The sequence below is a fragment of the Pantoea sp. EABMAA-21 genome, assembly GCF_030053335.1.
Classification (GTDB): domain Bacteria; phylum Pseudomonadota; class Gammaproteobacteria; order Enterobacterales; family Enterobacteriaceae; genus Pantoea; species Pantoea communis.
The window spans coordinates 194,515-218,637 of the sequence record NZ_JASGBX010000001.1 but is presented as its reverse complement, the minus strand read 5'-3'; the positions used below and the strand labels follow the sequence as shown (position 1 = coordinate 218,637).

Genomic DNA, 24,123 nt, shown 5'->3' with positions numbered 1-24,123 from the left:
TTCCAGTAAACAGGCGGATTTAACCCAGATACTAAGGCTTAGCGGTCTCGGCTAAGAAGGTCTGCAGTTTTTTATTATAAAACTTTGCTTGCATCATAGTGCCATGACCGCTGGTTTCAGCACTGGCCGGAATGAGCAGTAACTCCGCTTTCTTTATCTTGGGAAATTCACTCTGCAAAATGCCGGTTTCAACCGGATTACGTTCATCATCTGCTGAATTAATGATCAGCATGGGTGCGGTAATACGGCTCAATCCAGGCATGGCATTATAATTTGCCGACGAACCCCAGATATAAATGAAGTCGTTGGCATCCGCGGTGACAGGCGCAGCAAGACGTGCATCCACCAGTTTATCCGCCAGTGCGCGCGTCGGAGCTTTATGTTGATAAGCGAGCGTACCGCCGGTGGTGGCAATACTGAACATGATATTGGCGGTTTTAAGCGTAGGGGGTTGCTGTTGATAGTTGCCTTCAGCCCAGGCAGGATCGCCTTTGATCGATTCAATCAGCATGCGGCGAAGCATCCAGTTGCGGCCCGATAACTCATTCGGCTGCGACGCCATCGGGACCAGTGCATCCATCATGCCGGGATATTTTTCACCCCACAGCCACGTCTGCATCCCGCCCATGGAATAGCCCATCACCAGGCGTAAATGCGAAATGCCCAAACCTTCTTTAATCAGCCGATATTGTGCTGTCACCATATCGTCGTAATCGTAATGCGGGAAGGCCATTCTCAAGCCATCAGAAGGTTTGGATGATTTTCCTGAACCAATGCCTTCCGGGATGATAATAAAATACTTGCTGGCATCCAGCGCCTGTCCCGGGCCAAATAACTCCCCGGCAAATCCCGGTGCCAGTAAGGCACTCAGAGGTTGATTGGTTCCGTGCAGTAATAATACCGCTGGTTTATTCTTATCACCTAAAGTAATGTAGTGAATGCGCACATCTTTTAATTTTTCACCGCTATTAAAGCTAAATTCTTTTGCGATCCAGTCAGCTTCTGTCGGCGTGGGTAATGAACTGGCTGCGTGCGTTAAGGGTGATACAGTTAACAGAATGGCACTGGCCACTCCTGATATCATGCGATTAAACATAAACGTCGCTCTTAAGTGATGATATTCCCTGGAAGGCTGATATTAGTTTTAATAGAGATAAATCCCAATTAATATCAACGGGGTTCAAGGAAAAGCAGATAATAATCTTCTTTTTTGAGTTTTAACGAGACGATTTTTATGCGGTTTTTCTTATGCTAATACATCCGCATGCCATGATGATGTTTAACATTTCTGTATTAATTCTCTTATTTCATCTGTCTCATCGTATTCCCTCTCATTTGTTTTCACTATCAGCGCTTATTAGCACCCCCAAATCCTTCCTCTGCCACACCGGAATCTTCCTGAAGTAAAATCTGTGCACTACAAGCGTGCGGCGCTGCACTTAAATGGTGCGCAGTTCGTGTTGTCATTACGCTTATTTCCTCAGGCATCTCATACCTGACACGCTTTTTATCCCCATGCAATCGGTTGCTTATTTTCGCAACCGATTGCGCATTCGATTGCGGTTCCAAAGGGACATGAAATTGAATGTGTAGTTTTTAAGTTGTTGATAGATAGCGATATTTTTATAAATCCTCATTGGCATAGCGTTTGCAATAAACCTTGAAGGCAACTCATTGCACTTTTACTTATCAAGGAACCGTTATGCCTTACGCCTCTGAAACGCTACTGCGCGCCAGCTTTTTTGATTTCACCGCACTGGCTTCTCAGCCCGATGATATCGCTGCGCATGCGCGCTACCTCGAAGACGGCTTGCTAACGTTCCGCGCGGGCAAGGTGGTGTCACTTGAAAGCTGGGAGATTGCAGAAGGGCGCGTTGATGCTGCCACGGTGATCGATCTGCGCGGCAAGCTAATTGTGCCGGGTTTTGTGGATACACATATTCACTATCCGCAAACGGAGATGATTGGCGCATTTGGCGAACAGTTGCTGGAGTGGCTAAACCAATATACTTTTCCGGTTGAGAGCCAATATCACTGCCCGGATCACGCGGCACAGATGTCGGCCTTCTTCCTGCAGCAACTGTTATCCAATGGCACCACCACGGCGCTGGTGTTTGGCACGGTGCACAAACAATCGGTCGATGCGCTGTTTCATGCCGCGCAACAGCTGGATATGCGTCTGATTGCCGGAAAGGTGATGATGGACCGCAACGCCCCCGCGTATCTGACAGAAACGCCGGAAGAGAGCTATCAGGATTCACGTGAACTGATTGAACGCTGGCATCAGCGTGGTCGTCTGAGCTATGCCTTGACGCCACGTTTCGCGCCCACCTCCTCGCCAGAACTGCTGGAGAAAGTCCGTCAACTGCGCAGCGAGTTCCCGGATACCTGGCTGCACACCCATCTGAGCGAAAATCAGCAGGAGATCGCCTGGGTCAAATCGCTGTTCCCGGAGCGGGACGGCTATCTCGATGTTTACCACCATCATCAGCTCACCGGAAAGCGCAGCGTCTTTGCACACAGTCTGCATCTGGAAGAGAACGAGTGGCAATGCCTGCACGACACCGATTCTTCTATCGCATTTTGTCCGACGTCGAACCTGTTTCTTGGCAGTGGCCTGTTCAATATTAAACGCTGCTGGCAGCAGGGCGTGCGCATGGGCATCGGCACCGATGTCGGCGCAGGCACCACCTTTAATATGCTGCAAACGCTGGGTGAAGCGTACAAAGTTGGGCAGTTGCAGCAGTACAAACTCAGCGCCTGCGAAGCCTTTTACCACGCGACGCTGGGCGGCGCGCATGCACTTGACATCGACGATAAAATTGGCAACTTCAATCCCGGTAAAGAAGCGGATTTCGTGGTGATCGACCCGGCGGTTTCGCCGCTGCAAAAGCTGCGTAGCGGTAATAGCAAAGATATCTGGGAGCGCTTGTTTGTGATGATGACGCTGGGAGACGATCGCAACATTGCGCAAACCTGGGTTAGCGGCAAACCGGTGTGGCAGCGCGATCGAGAAGAGGCAACGGTATGATCCAGTTTCTGCTGAATAATCGGTTGGTCACCGAAACGGCCTTAGACCCGAATCTGACCGTGCTTAACTACCTGCGTAGCCATCAACAGCGGCGGGGAACCAAAGAGGGCTGCGCATCAGGTGACTGCGGTGCCTGTACGGTGACGCTGGGAAAAGTGGTGGCGGGGCGAATGCAGTATCAGGCCATCAACAGTTGCCTGACGCTGGTTAGCAGCCTGCAAGGCAAACAGCTGATCACCGTGGAAGATTTGAAACAGGGCCGTGAACTGCACAGCGTGCAGCAGGCGATGGTGGATTGCCACGGCTCGCAATGCGGCTACTGTACGCCGGGCTTTGTCATGTCGCTGTTCACTTTGCAGAAAAATACACAGGGCTGGAATCCGCAGCAGGCTGAACAAGCGCTGGCAGGCAATCTGTGTCGCTGCACGGGCTACCGGCCAATTATGGCCGCCGCACAGCAAGCTTGTGAGCAACCCGCAGAAGATAATTTTACGGCGGATGAGTCGGCACTGGTTCAGCGCTTACAGGCGTTGGATAACCGGGAAGTACAAATTCTCGAAGCCAACGGCAGTCGCTGTTTCGTCCCCAAAACCCTGGCACAATTGGCGTCGCTGTATCAGCAGTATCCTGAAGCGCGACTGCTGGCCGGCGGCACCGATCTCACTTTGCAAATTACCCAGCAGTATCAACGTTTACCGCTGCTAATTGCGCTGGAACAGATTGAGGCGTTAAGCGTTTGTTCTGAGGATGAGCAGGATATTCATCTGGGCGCTGCTGCACCGCTTCACCATTGCTACCATTTCCTGGCAGCGAGAATTCCTGCATTCAGTGCCACACTGGAGCGCTTTGCATCATTACAGATCCGCAATCAGGGTACGCTCGGCGGCAATATCGGCAATGCTTCACCGATCGGTGATTGTGCGCCCATGTTGCTGGCACTCAATGCGCGATTGGTGTTGCAGCAGGGAGAAAGCCTACGTGAAGTGCCGCTGGACCAGTTCTTCACTGGCTACAGGCAAACCGTGTTGCAGCCAGGGGAATTCATTCACTCAATAGTGATACCGAAAGTGACGGTGTCACCTGATTTCGTGGCATGGAAAGTGGCAAAACGTCTGGATGATGATATTTCGGCGGTGTTTATCGCCATCAACATTCAGCTTAAAGAAGGCGTGGTGGTGCAGCCACGACTGGCCTTTGGCGGCATGGCCGCAACGCCCAAACGGGCAACCGCAGCCGAGGCCGCGCTTAATGGTCAGCCACTGAATCAAGCTTCCATTGAGCAAGCCTGCGCGGCGCTCAGCCAGGATTTCCAGCCGTTAAGCGATTTTCGCGCCAGCGCCGACTACCGCTTGCAGGTCGCGCGCAATCTATTGCGTCGTTACTACGCGCAAACCTGTGGCGAACTGACCCTCACCGAGGTGGCGCGCTATGTCTCATAACCGACCCGCACTCAGCGAAACGCTGTTAAAAAGCCAGTTTGCCAGCGACATGAAAACCGGTGTGGGCCGCAGTCAGAAGCATGAAAGCGCCGATAAACACGTCACGGGTGAAGCGATTTATATAGATGATCGGCCGGATCTGCCTGGTCTACTGCATTTGTGCCCACGTCTGAGTGAGCATGCGCATGCGCGGATCACACATATCGATGTGCAGCCTTGCTATGCCGTGCCCGGCGTGGTGAGCGTGCTAACCTGGCGCGATGTGCCGGGTCTGAATGATGTGGGTCCGTTAGAGCCGGGCGATCCGTTACTGGCAATGGATATCGTGGAATATCTGGGGCAGATCGTGATTGCGGTGGCAGCGGATTCACCCGAAGCCGCGCGCGCCGGTGCTGCCGCCGCCATCATCGAATATCAGCCACTGCCGGCGATCCTGGATGTGCGTGAAGCCCTGGAACAGCGTCACTTTGTGCAGCAGCCGCACGTCCATCAACGGGGTAATGCTGAAGCGGCACTGGCGCGTGCGCCGCATCGTATTCAGGGTGAATTTCATATAGGCGGTCAGGAGCACTTCTATCTGGAAACCCAGACCGCGTTAGTGATCCCAGGTGAAGACGACAGCCTGCAGGTTTTCTCATCGACGCAGAACCCGACGGAAGTGCAGAAGCTGGTGGCCGAAGTGATGGATATCACCATGAACAAAGTCACCATTGATATGCGCCGGATGGGCGGCGGGTTTGGCGGTAAAGAGACGCAGGCTGCGGGTGTGGCCTGCTTGTGTGCGATTGCCGCGCGCCAGACGCGGCATCCGGTAAAAATGCGTCTGGCGCGACGCGATGATATGCGTCTCACCGGTAAGCGCCATCCCTTCTTTGTGCGTTACGATGTGGGCTTTGATGATGAAGGTCGTTTCTGTGGTGTCAAAATCGATTTGGCGGGAAACTGCGGGTATTCCCTCGATCTGAGCGGATCAATTGTCGATCGTGCGATGTTCCACGCCGATAACGCCTATTACCTCGGCGATGCGCTGATCACCGGTTATCGCTGCCGCACGCACACCGCGTCTAACACCGCCTATCGCGGTTTTGGCGGGCCTCAGGGCATGGTGGCGATTGAGCAGATCATGGACCATATCGCCCGCGAGCGCGGTTTGGACCCGCTCGAACTGCGTAAGCGAAACTATTACGGCAAGCAGGATCGCAACATCACCCATTACCATCAGCAGGTGGAGGATAATCTGCTGATGGAGATAACGGAACAGCTGGAAGCCAGCAGCGATTACGCCACGCGTCGCGCGGACATCATAGCGTTTAACGCCAGTCATCGTTATATGAAACGCGGTCTGGCCTTAACGCCGGTGAAGTTTGGCATCTCCTTTACCTCCAGCTTCCTCAATCAGGCCGGTGCCTTAATTTTGATCTACACCGATGGCACGGTGCAGCTCAATCACGGTGGCACCGAAATGGGTCAGGGACTGAATACCAAGGTGGCGCAGATTGTCGCGGAAGTGCTGCAAATCGATATCAGCCAGATTCAGGTCACGGCGACCGACACCGGAAAAGTGCCGAACACCTCACCCACGGCGGCCTCCAGCGGGGCCGATCTTAACGGCAAAGCGGCGCAGAATGCCGCGCAGATATTGCGCGATCGCATGACGGAAATGCTGTGTCAGCAGCATCACTGCACGGTCGACGCCATCTCCTTTAGCAATGGCATTGTGCGCGTTGGCGAGTTGCACTTTACTTTTGCGCAGGTGGCGCAGCAGGCGTGGCTGAATCAGGTGCCGTTATCCGCCACCGGATTTTACAAAGTGCCCGGCATCCATTACGACCGCAATGCCGGACGCGGCAAACCCTTTTATTACTTCGCTTATGGCGCGGCGTGCTGCGAAGTGCTGGTGGATACCTTAACCGGTGAATATCGTTTGCTGCGCGCGGATATCCTGCATGACGTTGGCGCCTCGCTCAATCCGGCGCTGGATATTGGGCAAGTGGAGGGCGGTTTCGTGCAGGGCATGGGCTGGTTAACCTGCGAAGAGCTGGTGTGGAACGATCAGGGCAAGCTGCTAACAGACGGCCCGGCGAGTTACAAAATCCCCGCCATCAGCGATGTCCCACATGATTTGCGCGTCACGCTGGTAGAGAACCGTAAAAATCCGCAGGACACGGTATTCCATTCGAAAGCCGTGGGTGAGCCGCCGTTTATGCTGGGCATTGCGGTGTGGTGTGCGTTACAGGATGCCGTAGCCAGCGTGGGTAACTACCGCCGCCATCCGCAACTGGATGCACCCGCCACGCCGGAGCGCGTTTTCTGGGGCGTTCAGCGCCTCTCAGGAGCGGATGATGATTTATCATGACTGGATCGCCGTACTGCACAGTTTACGTGAGAAACGTGAGAGCTGCGTTTTAGTCACCGTGCTGAGCCAGCGCGGATCGGTCCCGCGCGATCGCGGCAGTAAAATGGTGGTCAGCGCCAGCGATACTTATCTCACCATCGGCGGCGGTCATCTGGAATATCAGTGCATTGCGCTGGCGCGCGAGATGCTGGAGCAGCGTTGCCAGCAGCCGCGCAGCGAAGAGTTTGCGCTGGCTGCGCGCCTCGGCCAGTGCTGCGGCGGGCATGCCACGCTGCTGTTTGAATTGCTGATGCAGCAGCAACCTGAAATCCAGCTTTACGGCGCAGGCCACGTCGGGCAGGCGCTGGTAAACCTGCTGGCAACGTTACCCTGTCACATTACCTGGATTGATAGCCGCGCCGCCCAGTTTCGCTATGTGCCACCGGGTGTCACGGTGCGTCAGGTAGAGGACCCAATCGATTGCGTCAAAGAGGCCGCGCCCGACAGCTACTTCATTGTGATGACCCACGACCATCCGCTCGATTTGGCGCTAAGCGAAGCCATTTTGCGGCGCGGTGATTTTCGCTATGCCGGCGTTATTGGTTCGGCTACCAAAGCGCAGCGCTTTCGCTATCGGCTGGAAGGCAAAGGGATCGCTGCGGATGCAGTGGCGCGGCTGCGCTGTCCGCTCGGCCTGCCGGATGTGAAAGGCAAACTGCCAGCGGAAATCGCCGTGGCGGTAGCGGGTGAAATCATCAGTGTGTATCAGCGCCAGCAGAGCGGTTGTTGAGTGACGTTGAAACTGCCAGGATAGGAGCATCCCGCCGCACCGGTTGCGGAGTTACTGATTATCAGGAGCGATAATGACTTCACGAGCCAATCCGTTTTTCACCGTCAGTGCATTGCCCTATCAAACTCCGCCTTTTGACCTGATTCAGGAAGCCGATTTTCTTCCGGCGCTTGAAGCGGGTATTGAAGAGAAGCGTCAGGAAATTGCCGCCATCGCCACTAATCCTGAACCGGCTACTTTTGCCAACACCTATGAAGCTCTGGAGCGCAGTGGACAGTTGTTAAACCGCGTCAATCTGGTATTTGGTGCCATGACGTCAGCCAACACTAGTGATGTGTTGCAGGAAGTTGATGAGCTAATCACGCCTAAACTCACGGCGCTAAATGATGAAATCCATCTCAACAGCCAGCTGTTTGCCCGCCTCGACAGCGTTTACCAGCATCGCGGCGCTGCCTGTCCGGATGCGGAATCGATGCGTTTGGTGGAAGTGACCTGGCAGCATTTCCAGCTGGCTGGGGCCAGCCTGAGCGACGCAGATAAAGAGCGGCTGCGTGCCTGCAATCAGGAACTCGCCACGTTGAGTACCCGTTTTGGCAATAAGCTGCTGGCGGCGACCAAAGCGGGCGCGTATACGGTGAGCAGCGCAGCGGCGCTGGCGGGATTGAGTGACGAAGAGTTAGCACATGCCAAAGCCGCAGCGGAGGCGCGTGGATTGCACGGCGAATGGCTGCTGCCGTTACAGAACACCACGCAACAGCCTGCGTTGCAGTCACTGGAAGTGCGCGCCACGCGTGAGGCGCTGTTCAACCAGGCGCTCACACGCAGTGAACAGGGCGATGACAACGACACACGCGCGATTGTGTTACGCATGGCACAGCTGCGCGCAGAGCAGGCTAAGCTGCTCGGTTTCAAGACTTACGCCGAGTGGAGCATGCAGGATCAGATGGCGAAAACGCCGGATGCTGCCTTTGCGTTTATGCGTAATATTGTTCCGGCTGCGCGAGCACGCGCTGAACGAGAAGCGTCAGACATCCAGCAGATCATTGAACAACAGCACCACACTTTCCCGCTGCGTGCCTGGGACTGGAATTTCTACGCTGAACAAGTGAGAAAAGCCAAATACGCTCTGGATGAGAGCCAAATTCGCCCGTACTTTGAGCTAAATAATGTATTGGAAAAAGGCGTGTTCTGGTCTGCCAGCCAACTGTTTGGCATCCGCTTCCAGCAGCGTCACGATCTGCCGGTGTATCATCTGGACGTCAACGTTTATGAAATCTTTGATGCTGACGATACGCCGCTGGCGCTGTTCTATACCGACCTCTACAAGCGGGATAACAAAAGCGGCGGTGCCTGGATGAGCAACTTTGTTGACCAGAGCACGTTGCTGGGCACCAAGCCGGTGATCTACAACGTCTGCAACTACACCAAACCGCAGGCGGGACAACCCGCGTTACTCAGCTGGGATGAGGTGATTACCCTTTTCCACGAATTCGGTCATGCGCTGCACGGTCTGTTTGCCACCCAACGTTATCCAAGCCTGTCCGGTACCGCTACGCCACGCGATTTCGTCGAGTTCCCTTCGCAGATTAACGAGCACTGGGCCAGCGATGAAAAGGTGTTTGCCAACTATGCCCGTCATTATCAGAGCGGTGAGGCGATGCCCGTGGAACTGCGCGAGAAGATGGTTCGCGCGTCTAAGTTCAACAAGGGCTACGACATGACCGAACTGCTGGCGGCGGCTTTGCTGGATCTGCAATGGCATTCGCTGACCACGCATGACAACCCGCAGGATGTCAGTCACTTTGAATTACAGGCGCTGGCGGCGGAAAACATCGCGTTAACCACGGTGCCGCCACGTTATCGCTCCACCTACTTCCGTCATATCTGGGGCGGCGGTTACGCGGCTGGTTATTACGCCTATATCTGGACGCAAATGTTAGCCGATGATGGTTATCAGGCTTTCGTTGAACGTGGTGGGTTGAGTCGTGAGAATGGTCAGCAATTCCGCGATCATATCCTTTCACGCGGTAACAGTAGCGATCTGCAACATCTGTGGCTGGCATGGCGTGGAAAAGCACCGGAGATTGGTCCGATGCTGAAGAATCGCGGTTTAGAAGAGGCGTGATAAGCAGGGCGCACGGCGTGCGCCCTGGCATTAACCCAACGGGCCACCTTCAATGGTGTCGCACATGCCGGCCAGCACTCGCTCGCCGGTTTCGTTTTTCAAATCGGCGTACCACGCAGCGGTGATTTCGGCATCTTTGGCATGCGTCACGTCGCAGCGTTTACGTGCTTTCAACACCAAATCTTTGGTGCGTTCCACGCGGCGCGCCTCGTAGCGCTGCAATCCATCTTCGATACCCAGCGAATGCGAGGCCAGCGTCTGCGCCAGCACCACCGCATCTTCCATCGCGGCGCAACCGCCCTGGCCGATATCTGGCGTGGTGCTGTGGGCGGCATCGCCGAGCAAGGCCACACGACCTTTGACGAAACGGCTAAAGGGTTCGATATCGTGGATTTCGACCCGGTTGGTGGTGTCGAGATTAATGCTATCGATCAGGCGCTGCACCGGATCGGCCCAGCCGGTAAAGTAATTCTTCAGATCCTGGCGCAGGGTGGAACGATCTTCTGCTAAGCCTTTGGGCAAAGGTACGTCGAAGAAGAAGTAAAAGCGGTTGCCGCTCACTGGCATCAGGGAGACGCGCTTGCCTTCACCGACAAAGGTTGTCCACTGATCGGCTGGGGCGATGCTTTCATCTATGGTCACTAAGCCGTTCCAGTTAACGTAACCGGCGTAGCGTCGTTCTACATTTTCACCTAGCACATAGTGGCGGATCACGGAATGCGTACCGTCGGCGGCGACCAGGAAATCGCCTTCAGCCTGACTACCATCATCAAACCAGGCGGTGACGCCGGTGGTGCTTTGCTCGACGTGGGTCACGCGTTTACCGAACTGAATGCGTGAGCGACCATAGGTATCGATCAGCATCCCCTGTAACTCGGCGCGAGCGACCGGATAAGGGTATTCGCCCACCTGCTGCACCAGGGGTGACAGGCTAAAGCGGGTCAGGGTGCTGCCACTGTGCGCATCGTTATAGGCCATAAACGCCATATTGCCGCCCAGTGCCTGCAGTTGCTGTTTCATGCCAAGCGCGTTCAGGCACTTTACGCCGTTGGGCCAGATCGAGATCGCCGCACCGACTGGCTTCATCTCTTTGACCGCTTCAAAAACGGCAGTCTCGAAACCCGCTCTCTCCAGCGCAATCGCCGCGCTCATGCCGCCAATGCCCGCTCCAATCACAATCGCTTTCATCACTTTCTCCTTTGTCTACCTGATTAACCCTGCAACTTTCGTACCATCAGGTTTGTTGTGAACTATTTCTTCGTAAGGAATTGATTATTAATGGGTGTTTTTAATGGTCTGATGCGTGCATTGCACCGTTAGTGCGCAACGCTTTGCACAACAAGAGGGCGGTGAAAGCAGGGCTTGAATCAAATGTTCCAATATGGCGTTTGGCAGAGAAGAGGCCATACTGTTTAGAACCTTTTCGCGAGGAATTTCCCATGAAGTGGATAATGGTGTTGATGATGCTGTTCAGTGCGGGTGCAATGGCGCAAACCCAGTGGCAACCGGAAAGAAAATCGCCCGTGGTGCAACTGACGCCGGTGGCGGCCAAATGCGATCTCTCGTCCTGCCAGCAAAACTGTTATGTACAGCAATCGCAATGCAAAAATGACAACGGCGGCGGCTGTGGATCGCTCGCACAAATTTGCGTACAAAACTGTTCGAACGAGTGCCGATAAATGAAATAAATCTGTCATAACAGGGTGCTAGCGTGTTTCCCCGGCAAGGTAATATTCTGATAACAGGGGAAAATAATGAAAACCCGCTACACACTGATTGCAACGGTTTTACTGCTCGCTCAACAGGCCCATGCGACAACACTGCCGCAGGCGGCCGCACTGGCTGCACAAACGTCTACCGGTTCAACCCCAGGCTATACGCAGCTGGAGCAACAGTCGTTGCAGGCTCAGCGCACCTGGCTGCAAGGCGACAGTGCGTCACTGAAACGTGAGCAACTGGAAAAAGCCAAACAGACCAGCACGCAGGCAGACAAAGCCTGGCTGAAAAGCAGTGGCTATGATTTCAACGTGAAGCAAAATCAGCAGGCTGGCATCGCGCTGTTATCAGGTTTCAGCACATTGCCAGACAGCGTATTGACGGCTAACCGCGCCACCGTGACTGATATCAACCTGAATGCCACGCAGAACGTGCGTCATCAGGCGTTGCAGGATGCGGAAGCGATCGGCTCGCTGTATTTCCTGTCTGATGCCATGGGACCGCGTCTGGGTAAAGCCTTCATCGCGGCTTATGACAAAGGCGAACTGAGCAAAGCCGCTGCGCTGATTAAGGCCAGTGAAGTCAGCACCAGCGCTGCCAAAAAACACTTTAACTATCCGCGCCCGTTCCTGCATGAAGGCAATACCATCCATCTGGTACCCGATGATGTGGTGGTGAAAGACAATGTGCGCTATACCGCGGACGGCGGATCGTTCCCCAGCGGGCACACCAATACCGGTTATACCGATGCGCTGCTGATGGCCGAAATGGTGCCGGAACGCTTTGAGGCACTGGTGACACGCGGTGCGCGTTATGGATATTCGCGTCTGGTGTTAGGCGTGCACTATCCGCTGGACGTGATGGGTTCACGTATGGTGGCAGAGCGCAACGTGGCGACTTACCTCAACGATGCACGCTATCAGGTGCTGTTCAAAGAGGCGCGCGATCAACTGCGTGCCGCGCTGGAGAAGGAGTGTGGTACTTCGCTAGCTGAATGCGCACGCACAACCGGCAAGGACGATCCTTACCGCGCGCCGGATATGAAGCAATTCTATCGTTTCACGCTGAGCTACAATCTGCCAAAAGCCAATGTGAAAAATACGCCGGTGCAGATACCGCAGGGCGCAGAGATCCTGCTGAAAACGGCGCTGCCGCACCTGTCTGACGCGCAGATTCGTCGCCTGATGGTGAAAACCGCCTTGCCAAACGGTTATCCGTTGTCGGGTAATGCTGAGCAATCCTTCTGGCAGCGCGTCGATCTGACCGCCGCTTACGCTAAGGCGAAGTAATACTGAGGCGGGCACTGTTCGTGAACGGCAGCGCCTGCGTTTTACAGGGAGATATCGAAGGATTTAATTAAATAACAGTTGATTGCATGACAGATGTCACGACCGAAAATGGCTGGTTCGAAAAGCGTCATCGTATTTGCAGGGCAACATTCCCGGCACTTTTTCAAACAGTGCATAGCCCTTCAAACGTCAATCGACAATAAATAACTTTGCACCCTGTGCAGTGGAAGAGCGGTGCGCCTCGGCATTATCGGCAACCTGATAGCTCACGCCCGGGGTCAGGGTAAAAGTGCGGCCATCTTCCAGTTCGGTGATCATTTCGCCTTCCAGACACAGCAATATATGACCTTTGCTGCACCAGTGATCGGCGAGATAACCCGGCGAATACTCCACCATGCGCACACGAATATCGCCAAAACGCTGAGTGCGCCACAGCGCAAACCCGCTGTCGCCCGGATGTTTTTCGGTCTCGAGGGTGCTCCAGTCGGTAATGCCAAACGGTAGTTGATTGATCTGCACGACGCTATCCTTATTGAATTCGACGAGAACACAACATTACCGCCTGGCAAAAAAATAACCAGTGAATTCAACCAACTTCATGCCACATTTCGCTCATCGCCAGCTCCAGCCTTTTAAACACCCGATAACGTGCATCATGAAACGCAAAGCGTTCCGGGCGTGGCTGTAACTCGCCGGGATTAAGGCGTACTGCTTGCTGTGCCGCCATGGCCAGATCGGGCCAGACACCTACGCCGACGCCCGCACAAAGCGCAGCACCCAGCGCGCCAGTCTCTTTGCACTCAGCCACGCGAATCGGAACGCCCAACACATCAGCAAACATTTGCGGCCAGATGCAGCTGCGCGCCGCGCCACCAGAAAGGGTCGCGTGGGTAAACGGAATCCCTGCTGCGCGCAAGCGATCGATGTGTGCGCGATGGGCAAATGTCACGCCTTCAAACAGCGCGAACAGCATATCTGCGCGCGTATGCCAGCCGCTCAAGCCATAAAACCCCGCTTTTGCGGGTTCAGATTTACGACCGGAATAGAGGTAAGGATGATAGAGCGGCAACTGCGGGTTGGGTTCAACATGGGCCACGGTATCACTGCTGTCCGCCGCGCCGTTGCCAGCGCGTCCATCATCGAACTCACGCAGGAACCAGTCGAGATTGGCGGCCGAGGTGGCGCTGGCTTCAATCGCCATAAAGCGATCATTTTCAATAATTGAATTCATAAACACGGGCCGCTGATAATCCGGTTTATCGACCACCACCTGATTGATGCTCCAGGTTCCTGCGACGATAGAAGCCTCGCCGGTTTTCACCACGCCAGAACCAATGGCACTGGCCACCACATCAAAAATGCCGGCCACCACCGGAATACCTGACGGTAACCCGGTGAGTTGCGCGGCGCGCGCGGTCACGTGTCCGACCACCGCACAAGACTCGCCCAGAGGCGGCAGCAGGTTAAGCGCCTCTTCAATGCCATACAACGCCATCAACTCGTGGCTGTAATTGCGCTGTCGATAATCGATTAATCCGGCTCCGGCGGCATCGGAAACCTCAGCGCTGATAGCCCCGCAGAGGAAATGGGCGATGACATCTTTAGCACACAACAAATGGCCGATCTGCGCCCAGCGATCGGGCTGATGCTGTTTAATCCAGCTGATCAGCACGGGCGTGGCGGCGGGCCAGGGCTTCTGCAGCGAAAGTTGATAGATGGCTTTATCGTTACCGCTGGCTTCCAGGCCCTGCACGGTTTCGATGGCACGATGGTCGATGGATTGAATGCCGAACAACGGCTGCTGCTGCTTATCAAGTGCATACAAGCCGTTACCGTGACCCGCCGCGCCCACGGCAATAACCTCATTCGCCGCGCTGCCCGCCTGTTGCAGGCAGCGCGTGACGGCCACGCTGACCCCGTGCCAGATATCTTCTACCGGACGCTCCGCATAACCTTCTTGCGGCTGGAGGGTTTCTCCCGCACATTCGGCAACCGACAGTACGCGGCCACTGAGATCGAACAGTACCGCTTTGATCATGGTGTTTCCGGCATCTATGCCGAGAAGTTGACTCATATCCGACTCCGATTCACAGACGAAGACGGCGCACCGCTTAAGCGCCGGTGCAGGTAAAACTCAACCCTGCTGATAAATGTCCAGGGCTTCCGCGCCGCTGGCGCCCCGGTGAATGATCGCCATCAGCGCTTTCACCACGCGAGACGGATTATCGTGTTGATACACGTTCCGGCCGTACACCATGCCGCTGGCACCTTGCGCCATTAACGCCGCGCTTTTGGCCAGCACCGGTGCCAGTTCCCCTTTGCCGCCACCGCGCACCAGCGTCGGACAACGCGCCGCTTCCACCACGCGGTGAAAATCTTCCACCTTCTCCGTGGGGTCGGCTTTGATAATGTCGGCGCCGAGTTCACGCGCCAGACGCACCAGCGGTACGATTTTCTCTACATCACCGATCGAACCGTAAGCCGCGCCTTGTCCTGCCGGCGCCATTACCAGAGGTTCGATCATCAGCGGCATCGCATAACGATCGCAAGCCTGACGCAGACGGCCGATGTTCTCCACGCACATACGGAAAATGCCGGGTTCATCGGGGATCAGATAGAGATTCACTACCACCGCAGCCGCATCCATCTGCAACGCGGCGAGGATTGGCTCATCCGGGTTGTGCAACACCGCCCACATTTCGCGATGGCGCGCCGCGTTATAGGCGTTGCCGACATCCGTGCGCATCACCAGCGCCGGTTTCCGTCCCGCGACCTGTTGCAACAGATCGGCCTGGCCGTAATTCACCTGAATGGCATCCGGTTGCGCGGCGATCAGGTTCTCCATCACACCTTCGATGTTCTCTAACCCAATCAGAAAGTCGGGCTCATTCGCAATACCGTGGTCGATAGCCACATCAAGGCACTTACCGTGTTGAAACAGACGATTCATGCGGACTTTATTGCTGACTAACATGGCGTGTTTCCTCCTGGAAAAGAGTGGGGTTGAGATCGGTCAGGCCGTGCTGTCGCGCCAGACTGGCGCAAGTGTTTTGCAGATGGTTTTGCAGTTGAGTGACATTCCAGCCGCGCAGATCCGCCATCAGTTGAGCAATTTCTGCCACCAGTGAGGGGGCCAATTCGCCGCAAATCGCCAGCGACGTGCGGCGCACCAGCAGGTCTTCAAGTTGTTGAACCTGCTCATGCTCAATAAGGTAACGAAGTTCCAGCGCGCTATACCCCGCATGATGCTGTAGCGGCTGCTCCCCCTGTTGCTGGATCAATTGCAGGATTGGCAGGGCGCGGCTGCCATAACGGCGGACTAACTGCGATACGCGGGACAAGGGCAGTGAATGCAGATGCGCGAGTTGGGCAAGCCACGCGGTTTGCCCGGAAGGTGCAGGGAAGTCGCGTCCACCGCCGATGGGCAGATCGCCGCTCGACACACGGCGCTTTTCTCCGATCAGACGCAATACCCGATCCGCGGCCTCTTCACCAAACTGACGAAAGGTGGTCCATTTGCCGCCGACCAGGCATAGCAAGCTGTAAGCATGTGCGGCATCAGGCGGCAGCAGCACCAGCGAGTGATTGCGCGAGATTTGCCCGTTAACTTTGGCGTTGCTGGCCGGAAGCGGACGCACACCGCAAAAGGTATAGAGAATCGACGATTCCGGCACCACGACGTCAGGAAAAACAAAGCGCAGCGACTCAAGAATGTAGGCTTTTTCCTCCTCTTCACACACCACGCTATCGGGATCGTCCACGCGGATATCCGTGGAACCGAGCAGCACTTTGCCAAACCACGGAAACATAATGCAGACGCGGCCTTCCTGGTTTTCGAAATAGACCATTTCCCCATCGAGCATCTGTAACAGTTTGGGGTGATCAATGATCAAATGCGAACCCTTGGTCCCGCCAATCAGTTTGGTGAAATGTTCCGTGGGCGCCAGATGCTGATTGAGCTGATCTATCCACGCGCCGCCGGCATTCACCAATACATGCGGCTGCAGAGTAAAGTGCTCACCGCTGAGTGCATCCTGTAACGTAACGGATTCGCCATCGGCGCTCACCAGTTGCAAATAATTCAGCGCCAGTGCCTCCGGACAAGCACGCTCGGCATCTTCAATCAATTCATAACCCAGTCGTTCCGGTGCACTGATCCAGGCATCGTAGTAGCTGGCGCTGTATTTCACCCAGGGGGCAAATCCTGGCCAGCGGTCGCGCGTGGCTGCCTCACCGCGCACCTGATGTTTGGGCATCGATCCGTACTGCCTGGTGTAGACATCGTAGAGACTGAGGCCAGTTTTGATCAGCAGAGCGCCGCGGCGAGTGGGTTTGTCGCTCAGACGCAAAAAACGCCGCGTAGCATTGAGCAGTCCGCCGCCGAGGTTGTCGATCGGGACAGTGGTACGCAGCGGAAAAACATAGTGCGCCGCGTTTTTCAGTAGCCGGTCACGCTCCATCACCGACTCTTTGACCAGCGTAAACTCGCCGGTTTCCAGATAGCGCAGTCCGCCGTGGATCATACGAGAAAGCGCACCGCTGGCCGCCTGGCACCAGTCACCTTTTTCCACCAGAACCGCCGGAATACCCTGCAATGCCAGTTCGCGAAAGGTGCTGATGCCGTTGATGCCGCCACCGACAATCAGCACTGGTGTGGACGTGCGCTGTCGTAAAGCGCTGAGTCGCTGCTCGCGTGTTGCATTATTCTCCATGGATTGCTCCCCGGCTCTTGGCCATTTCGAGTACGCCTGCTGCGGTGGATTCGTCGGTGACCATGCCTTTTAGCCACTGGCCTTGCAGCGCACAGTGGATGGGATCCACTTTGTCGCGTCCGGCCACCACCGCCATAGAAAAGGGAATACGTTGTAGCTCCGATAAGGTCAGCCCAACCAGCCGCTGATTGGCGTCAAACGGCGCGGGCTGGCCTTGTGCATCGAGTAACCAGGCTAGCAGTTCGCTGCGTGCGCCACTGGTTTCGATGCTGGCGGATGCATGACGAGCTGCCAGATTCAAATCGTAGTAGCTGGAACTGTCGCTGTGAATAGAACCAAGACCGACCACTGCCAGCGTAGCGTTACGCGCTTTATCCAGCACCCGGTCTACGGCACTGATTCTCATCAACATGTCACGTTCAGCAGCAGAGTCAGTGAAGAGCGGGGCATGAATCTGCCAGGCATGGCCGCCAAGCCGAGCCGCCATTTCAGAGGCAACATGATTCACGTCGGTATAGTGCTTTCCTTGCACGCAACCCAATGCAGGCACGACCTGAACATCGTATTTGCGCGAAGGACGCAGTGCCTCCACCAGAGCGCTCACGCCTTTGCCACCGGTGATCGCAATAACGTCGCCATCTTTCAGACGTGATAGCAAATAATCCGCCGCCGCCGCGCCCACCATCTGTAAATTCTGCTCATCACTGCGCGCGACATTGGGTGCCACCACCACCTGTTGCAGTTGACCCCATTGCTGCAGATCACTTTCGAGTTGGTGGGCCGACAACCAGGGCGATTTGATAGTGATTTCTACCATGCCGCTCTCTTTGCCCTGACGAATCAGGCGATTCACGCTGGCGACCGACAACCCGGTTTCCACCGCAATCTCCGACTGCTTTTTGCCGTCGAGGTAATACATCACCAATACCTGATAGATCTGGCGTGCACTGTGAAATGCTGGATGTTCGCTGGCGAATTCCATCGATGATGCGTCCTTATGCTGCCCGATATTTGTTCAGCAGGTGGTCAATCGACACCGCCGCCAGCAGAATTAAACCTTTGATCAAGTCCTGCCAGTAGACGGAAACATTAATCAGGATCAGTGAGCTGGTCACGATGGAGAGCAGTGCGACACCTAAAACCGCGCCCAGAATCGAGCCAGTGCCGCCTTTCAGGCTTGCGCCGCCTATCACCGCCGCCGCTATCACGTTCAGTTCCATCCCTACGCCAAAGGTCGGGGTAGCTGAGCCTAACCGCGCCATATAAATAATGCCGGCTACACCTGCTAGCGTTGAGGTGAGTACCGTGACCCACAGTTTTATGCGGTTGATGTTGATGCCGGAATAGGCCGCCGCACGTTCATTACTGCCGGTATAAAATACTTTGCGGAACAGCGTGGCTTTGCGCAGCAGGAAATCGAACAGGGCGACCAATACAAAGAACAGCAGGATGACAAACGGAATGCCCCACATGGCACCCTGGCCGATAAATTTGAAACTGACGGGAAGTGTGAACAGCGACAGCGGCGTGCCCTGGGTGATGATCATGCAAAGCCCGCGCACAATCACCATCGCTGCCAGCGAGGCAATAAAATGACTCAGGCCGATTTTGGTCACTGTTAAACCCATCAGCAAGCCTACCAGTGCGGCGGCCGCTATTCCTCCCAGGCTGGCCAGCCAGGGATCCACCCCACTGAGAAACAGTTGTCCCGCGACCACCATAGAAAGGCACACCACCGCGCCGACCGAGAGATCGAGACCGCCGACGATCAACAAGATCGTCATACCGATCACCACAATGCCTTCAATCGAAAACGACAACAGCATCGCTTTCATATTGGCCCACGTCAGGAAGTAGGGTGAGGTAAAACTCATCACGATAAAGATTAACGCGATGATCGCAATCAAGCCGATTTCCCGCTGCTTGTGCAGGCCGCCAAACAATGACAGCCGGGATTTGCCTGCTCCGGGCAAGGTCGTATTCATGGTCATAGCGCCTCCACTTCAGGGGGAATGCCAGCAGCCAGTCTCATCAGATTCTCCTCGGTCATTGCATCGCCGGTCACTTCACCGGTGATGTGACCTTCATGAATCACGATAATGCGGTCACATAAACCAATCAGCTCAGGTAACTCTGATGAAATCACCACCAGTCCGACACCGTTATGTGCTAATTGGGCGAGGATCTGGTAGATCTCTGCCTTGGCGCTGACATCAACGCCGCGCGTCGGTTCATCAAGAAAGATGATTTCGGGGTGCACCGACAGCACGCGCGCTAGCGCCACTTTCTGCTGATTGCCGCCAGAAAGCGATGACACCGGGTCGCTCAATTTGCCGCGTTTCAGTTTGACCTGATACGCCAGCGCTTCCGCTTGCGCACGCTCGCGGCTTGGGCTTAGCGTCAAACCGCGATGGCTAATCGCGCGGACATCCAGCGCCGAGATGTTCCAGTCAATTGGCATTGCTAAAAACAGCCCGGCGTCCTTACGATCTTCGGATAAATAAACCATGTGCTGTTGGATACTGGCGGCGTAATTTTTCAGTGTTGCTGGCTGCCCTTTGATACGTATCGTGCCGTGAGTTACCGGCTGTAATGCGCACACGCCCTGAGCGATTTCGCTACGGCCGGCGCCCATCAAGCCACCTATGCCGAGAATTTCGCCGGGATACAGCTCGAAGTTGATATCGTAAAAACGCTGACTATCGCTAAGAGATCGTACCTCCAGCAGCGGTGCGGCACGATGAGAGGGGCGTTTATCGGGATAGAGTTGCGACAATTCGCGACCGACAAGGCGCGTAATGACTTCATCCGGTGTCATGCTGTTCAATGGCGCACTGTGCACCGTCCGGCCATCGCGCAGAATGGTGATGTGCTGACAAAGCGCAAAAATCTCGGCCATACGATGACTGATATACACCACCGTGATGCCCTGATCGCGCAGTTGACGCACGATGGTGAACAGCGTCTGCGCTTCTGGTTCCGTGAGCGCTGCAGTGGGCTCATCCAGAATCAGCAAACGACAATCCAGCGTCAGTGCTTTGGCAATCTCTACGAGTTGCTGTTGTGACAACGACAGTTCACTAACCTTTTTACTCACTGGAATCGGCGCAAGACGATTCATAACCTGCTGCGCTTTTTCCCTCAAGGTTTTATGCGGTAATAGAAAGCCGCGCTGCTGATGCGCCATCCAGATATTTTCATAGATAGTAATATCCGGGCACAACGCGATCTCCTGATGCACCAGCCCGATGCCTAACCGCTGCGCCTCACGCGGCGAGCGTATGGTTACGGATTGCCCCTCCAACACTATTTCACCGCAGTCGGGGCGCAGAATGCCATCAATGATATTCATCAGAGTAGACTTACCCGCGCCGTTTTCACCGGCCAGCGCATGAATTTCACCGGACCTTAGCGTAAGATCAACGTCCTGTAACGCCTGTACTGCGCCGAAGCGTTTGCTGATGCTGCGTAACTCAAGCAGTGCCGTCATCATCTTTCCCCTTACTCGTTGATGCCTTTGGTTCCACGACGTTTCAGGTAACGGTCCCAGCGGAAATCATCGGCATTTTCTTTAGTCACCACGGCATAACCATTGTCGAGGATTGGGAACGAGAAGGGATTCACACCGTTGCGTTTGGCATCATTCATGGGGTCAATCAATTCTGGGTGGGCGGCAAGGAACAGCGTCATAAAGCCCATGTAGCCCTGTATTCCCTGATTGGGGTTGATAGCACCAAATACCTCGCCGCTTTTGATCATATCCAGTACTTTGGCGTTGACGTCCACCGTCATCACTTTCACTTTGCCACCGTTTTCCACCACTGCCTGTGCGGCACCGATTGCGGAACTGGCTTCAGGCATGAAGATGCCTTTCAGGTTTGGATTCGCTTGTAGCATCGACAGCACGGCGTTGTAGGCTTTTGATGGATCCTGATTAGTGGCGGCGCGCGCAACCAGCTTGCTGTCAGGAAACGCGGTTTTCATCTCATTGATAAAAGCCGTAACCCGACGGTCATGATTATCCTGCCCTGGATTTTCCAGCACCGCATACTCCGCGCCTTTGCCCATGGCTTTACCGAGTTCATCGGCGGCGGCTTTACCTTCACGGAAGTTGTCTGAGGTGATGTAAGCGACACGCTTGCTGTTGGGGGAATCAGCGGCAAAGGTTACCACCGGAATGCCCATCTCTGCCGCACGATTAATTGGCTCGATAAAGGGGTCGGGATTCATCGGATGGAGGAAAATCCCGGCGGGTTTCTGCGCCAGAATCTGTTCGAAACTGGCTAACTGCTGGTTGACGTCATAAGCGGGCGTGCCACCATAAACGGTTTTGCAGCCCAGCTGATGCGCAGCTTGTTTAAACATCTCGTACACCGGAAACCAGTATTCAACACCGGTCACCATGACGTTCATGTAGTAAGTTTCGCCAGGTTTGCAACGGAACTGTGGTGATTCATCGGCGGCACGTGCGGTGCTGGAGAGTGTGCCCGCTAACGCAAGGCTGGAAAGAAGGATGGCGATTTTTTTCATGTTTTTCCCCGGAGCAGACGCTGAATTTAGAGGCTCAGCCGTGACGACTTAACGCGGAAAAACGAGCCGGGGTACGTTTTGAAAATTATTTCTGATTCGTGAAATAATTTTCATAAGCTATAAAAGCTGGCGGGGAAAAGATCAATTAATGGTTAATGAAATGTTTCTCGCTTGTGATCGCCTTCACTTTCCCGCAGATAGCAGAATATTTGGTTAGGAGAAACCGTGACGGAATTTTATAATCACGTGCTGAAATTGTGGCTTAACTGAAATAAAAGGAATTTTCATGCGCTTATCTCTTACTGCGCTAACGCTGCTGGCAAGCACCAGCGTCCTCGCACAAACCCCTTCACCTGACGCCATCATCAAACCGTTGATGCAGCAATATCAAATCCCTGGCATGGCGGTGGCTATTCTGCACGATGGCAAAACCGAGTTTTACAATTACGGTGTGGCATCCAAAGAGACTCAGCAGCCAATTACCGCGCAGACCTTGTTTGAAATCGGGTCACTCAGCAAAACCTTTACCGCTACCTTAGCGAGCTATGCGGCTCAGCAGAAAAAACTGCAGTTTAGTGACAAAGCCAGTACATGGTTGCCCGACCTAAAGGGCAGTGCGTTTGATCAGGTGTCACTGCTTAACCTTGCTACTCACACCACGGGCACGCCGCTGTTTGTGCCGGACGATGTCACCAATCAGCAGCAGTTGATGAACTGGTACAAAAACTGGCAACCGCCGGCTCAGCCGGGCACTCAGCGTGTCTACTCCAATCTGGGGATTGGTATGCTCGGCATGATTGCCGCCAAAAGCTTGCATCAGCCGTTTATCAGCGCGATGGAGCAGCAACTGTTACCCGCGATGGGCATGAAGCACACTTATATTCAGGTGCCTCAGTCAGAGATGGGCCAATATGCGCAAGGTTACAATAAACAAGACAAGCCGGTACGTGTGACGCCAGGCCCGTTGGATGCTGAATCGTATGGGTTGAAATCGACATCCGCTGATCTGATTCGCTGGCTGGCGATTCAACTTGATGAACAGAAGGTCGCGACGGAGTGGCAGCAGGCGATCGCCACCACGCATCAGGGCTACTTCAAAACCGAGGCGTTTACGCAGGCGATGATGTGGGAATACTATCCGTTGCCTGTCTCATCAAAGCAGTTGGTGGAAGGCAACAGCGGTCAGCGCATCATGAAAGGGATGTCGGCCACGTTGATCACGCCACCGCAGGCTGCGCCACAACAGGCGTGGTATAACAAAACCGGTTCGACCAATGGTTTCTCAACCTACGGGGTGTTTATTCCGTCACAGAAGATTGCGGTGATTATGCTGGCGAATAAATGGTTCCCGAATGACGATCGCGTCATCGCGGCGTACAAAATCATTCAGATGTTGGCTCACTAACGGATTGTTGGGCGCGCCCCGACGCGCCCAATTAAATCGCAACTTACTTTCGTGCATCCAATGCGAGTTTGACGGCCATGCCCGCCAGCACCGTGCCCATCAGCCAGCGCTGCAAACGCTGCCAGCTGGGGCGCGTCAGTAAAAATGTCGACACCTGGCCAGCGGTAGTAATGAAAATCGCATTGACCGTCAGGCTAATTACAATTTGGGTGACGCCCAATATCAGCGACTGCATCAGCACACTACCGTGATGCGGGCTAATAAACTGCGGTAATAGCGACAGAAACATCATGGCGATTTTTGGGTTCGCGAGGTTGGTGAGGAAACCCATGGTGAACAATTTACGCGGGTTGTCGGCAGGGAGATCGCGCACGGCAAATGGCGAGCGGCCGCCAGGCTCGAGTGCCTGCCACGCAAGATACAGCAAATAGAGTGCGCCACTGAAACGCAGCGCATCATAGGCCCATGGAACGGCAAGCAACCACGCGGTGATACCCAGCGCCGCGCACAGCATATAAAACACAAAACCTAACGCCACGCCGCCGAGGGAAATATAACCCGCCCGCTTGCCCTGACACAGCGAACGCGAAACCAGGTAGATCATATTGGGGCCGGGCGTAAGCACCAATCCCAACGCCACCAATGCAAAGGCTAACCAACTCGACAGTTCTGGCATGCAACACTCCTTGCGTTATTTTCGCGATTATGGCGCGAACCAGGCATATCAGGCAACGCACGTTTTCAGACTGAC

19 protein-coding genes are annotated in these 24,123 nt (G+C 54.8%); 8 read left to right on the top strand and 11 right to left on the bottom strand.

What is annotated here, in order from left to right:
- Positions 1-31 precede the first annotated feature (31 nt).
- The gene (locus QMZ65_RS00965; RefSeq protein ID WP_283215224.1) at positions 32-1,096 is read right to left on the bottom strand and encodes an alpha/beta fold hydrolase; all 1,065 of its coding nucleotides are present in this window, start codon (positions 1,094-1,096) and stop codon (positions 32-34) included.
- Positions 1,097-1,702: 606 nt separating this feature from the next.
- Between QMZ65_RS00965 and guaD the strand changes: the two genes are divergently transcribed.
- The 5 genes from guaD to dcp all read left to right on the top strand — a co-directional run bounded on the left by guaD (position 1,703) and on the right by dcp (position 9,720).
- Entirely contained in the window at positions 1,703-3,031 is a 1,329-nt protein-coding gene (gene guaD, locus QMZ65_RS00960; RefSeq protein ID WP_283215223.1) for a guanine deaminase, read from the top strand.
- Positions 3,028-4,470 carry a xanthine dehydrogenase small subunit gene (gene xdhA, locus QMZ65_RS00955; protein WP_283215222.1) on the top strand — a complete coding sequence of 481 codons (1,443 nt, stop codon included), beginning with the start codon at positions 3,028-3,030 and terminating at the stop codon, positions 4,468-4,470. The genes guaD and xdhA overlap by 4 nt, the downstream gene beginning before the upstream one ends.
- Positions 4,460-6,826, top strand: a complete 2,367-nt coding sequence (xdhB, locus tag QMZ65_RS00950) for a xanthine dehydrogenase molybdopterin binding subunit (RefSeq protein WP_283215221.1) — start codon at positions 4,460-4,462, stop codon at positions 6,824-6,826. The genes xdhA and xdhB overlap by 11 nt, the downstream gene beginning before the upstream one ends.
- Positions 6,813-7,595 (top strand): xanthine dehydrogenase accessory protein XdhC, encoded by a 783-nt coding sequence (gene xdhC, locus QMZ65_RS00945; protein ID WP_283215419.1) that lies wholly within the window; start codon positions 6,813-6,815, stop codon positions 7,593-7,595. Before xdhB ends, xdhC begins: the two co-directional genes overlap by 14 nt.
- Before the next feature lie 73 nt (positions 7,596-7,668).
- Complete coding sequence (dcp, locus tag QMZ65_RS00940; protein WP_283215220.1) at positions 7,669-9,720, top strand: peptidyl-dipeptidase Dcp; 2,052 nt, start codon at positions 7,669-7,671, stop codon at positions 9,718-9,720.
- A 30-nt stretch (positions 9,721-9,750) separates the two neighbouring features.
- Here dcp and hpxO read toward each other — a convergent pair whose 3' ends face one another.
- Entirely contained in the window at positions 9,751-10,908 is a 1,158-nt protein-coding gene (gene hpxO, locus QMZ65_RS00935; RefSeq protein ID WP_283215219.1) for an FAD-dependent urate hydroxylase HpxO, read from the bottom strand.
- 251 nt (positions 10,909-11,159) lie between these two features.
- Between hpxO and QMZ65_RS00930 the strand changes: the two genes are divergently transcribed.
- Entirely contained in the window at positions 11,160-11,399 is a 240-nt protein-coding gene (locus QMZ65_RS00930) for a hypothetical protein (RefSeq protein WP_283215218.1), read from the top strand.
- 75 nt (positions 11,400-11,474) lie between these two features.
- Complete coding sequence (locus QMZ65_RS00925) at positions 11,475-12,725, top strand: acid phosphatase (RefSeq protein ID WP_283215217.1); 1,251 nt, start codon at positions 11,475-11,477, stop codon at positions 12,723-12,725.
- A 189-nt stretch (positions 12,726-12,914) separates the two neighbouring features.
- On the opposite strand, the gene QMZ65_RS00920 is transcribed toward QMZ65_RS00925, so the two are convergent.
- The 8 genes from QMZ65_RS00920 to QMZ65_RS00885 all read right to left on the bottom strand — a co-directional run bounded on the left by QMZ65_RS00920 (position 12,915) and on the right by QMZ65_RS00885 (position 21,967).
- Positions 12,915-13,244 carry a DHCW motif cupin fold protein gene (locus tag QMZ65_RS00920; RefSeq protein WP_034823450.1) on the bottom strand — a complete coding sequence of 110 codons (330 nt, stop codon included), beginning with the start codon at positions 13,242-13,244 and terminating at the stop codon, positions 12,915-12,917.
- 67 nt (positions 13,245-13,311) lie between these two features.
- Positions 13,312-14,799, bottom strand: a complete 1,488-nt coding sequence (locus QMZ65_RS00915; protein WP_283215216.1) for an FGGY-family carbohydrate kinase — start codon at positions 14,797-14,799, stop codon at positions 13,312-13,314.
- 60 nt (positions 14,800-14,859) lie between these two features.
- Entirely contained in the window at positions 14,860-15,699 is an 840-nt protein-coding gene (locus QMZ65_RS00910; protein WP_211727935.1) for a class I fructose-bisphosphate aldolase, read from the bottom strand.
- The gene (locus QMZ65_RS00905; protein WP_283215215.1) at positions 15,683-17,437 is read right to left on the bottom strand and encodes a glycerol-3-phosphate dehydrogenase/oxidase; all 1,755 of its coding nucleotides are present in this window, start codon (positions 17,435-17,437) and stop codon (positions 15,683-15,685) included. The genes QMZ65_RS00910 and QMZ65_RS00905 overlap by 17 nt, the downstream gene beginning before the upstream one ends.
- A complete protein-coding gene (locus tag QMZ65_RS00900) occupies positions 17,427-18,419 on the bottom strand; it encodes a sugar-binding transcriptional regulator (protein WP_160832941.1) in 993 nt (330 codons plus the stop codon). The genes QMZ65_RS00905 and QMZ65_RS00900 overlap by 11 nt, the downstream gene beginning before the upstream one ends.
- A 13-nt stretch (positions 18,420-18,432) precedes the next feature.
- A complete protein-coding gene (locus QMZ65_RS00895; protein WP_097117112.1) occupies positions 18,433-19,428 on the bottom strand; it encodes an ABC transporter permease in 996 nt (331 codons plus the stop codon).
- Positions 19,425-20,930, bottom strand: coding sequence for a sugar ABC transporter ATP-binding protein (locus tag QMZ65_RS00890; RefSeq protein WP_283215214.1), 1,506 nt, complete (start codon positions 20,928-20,930; stop codon positions 19,425-19,427). The genes QMZ65_RS00895 and QMZ65_RS00890 overlap by 4 nt, the downstream gene beginning before the upstream one ends.
- 8 nt (positions 20,931-20,938) lie before the next feature.
- Positions 20,939-21,967 (bottom strand): substrate-binding domain-containing protein, encoded by a 1,029-nt coding sequence (locus QMZ65_RS00885; RefSeq protein WP_034823457.1) that lies wholly within the window; start codon positions 21,965-21,967, stop codon positions 20,939-20,941.
- 286 nt (positions 21,968-22,253) lie between these two features.
- On the opposite strand from QMZ65_RS00885, the gene ampC reads away from it, so the two are divergent.
- Complete coding sequence (gene ampC / locus QMZ65_RS00880; protein WP_283215213.1) at positions 22,254-23,372, top strand: class C beta-lactamase; 1,119 nt, start codon at positions 22,254-22,256, stop codon at positions 23,370-23,372.
- 43 nt (positions 23,373-23,415) lie between these two features.
- Here ampC and QMZ65_RS00875 read toward each other — a convergent pair whose 3' ends face one another.
- Positions 23,416-24,048, bottom strand: a complete 633-nt coding sequence (locus tag QMZ65_RS00875; protein ID WP_283215212.1) for a LysE family translocator — start codon at positions 24,046-24,048, stop codon at positions 23,416-23,418.
- Positions 24,049-24,123: the final 75 nt, after the last annotated feature.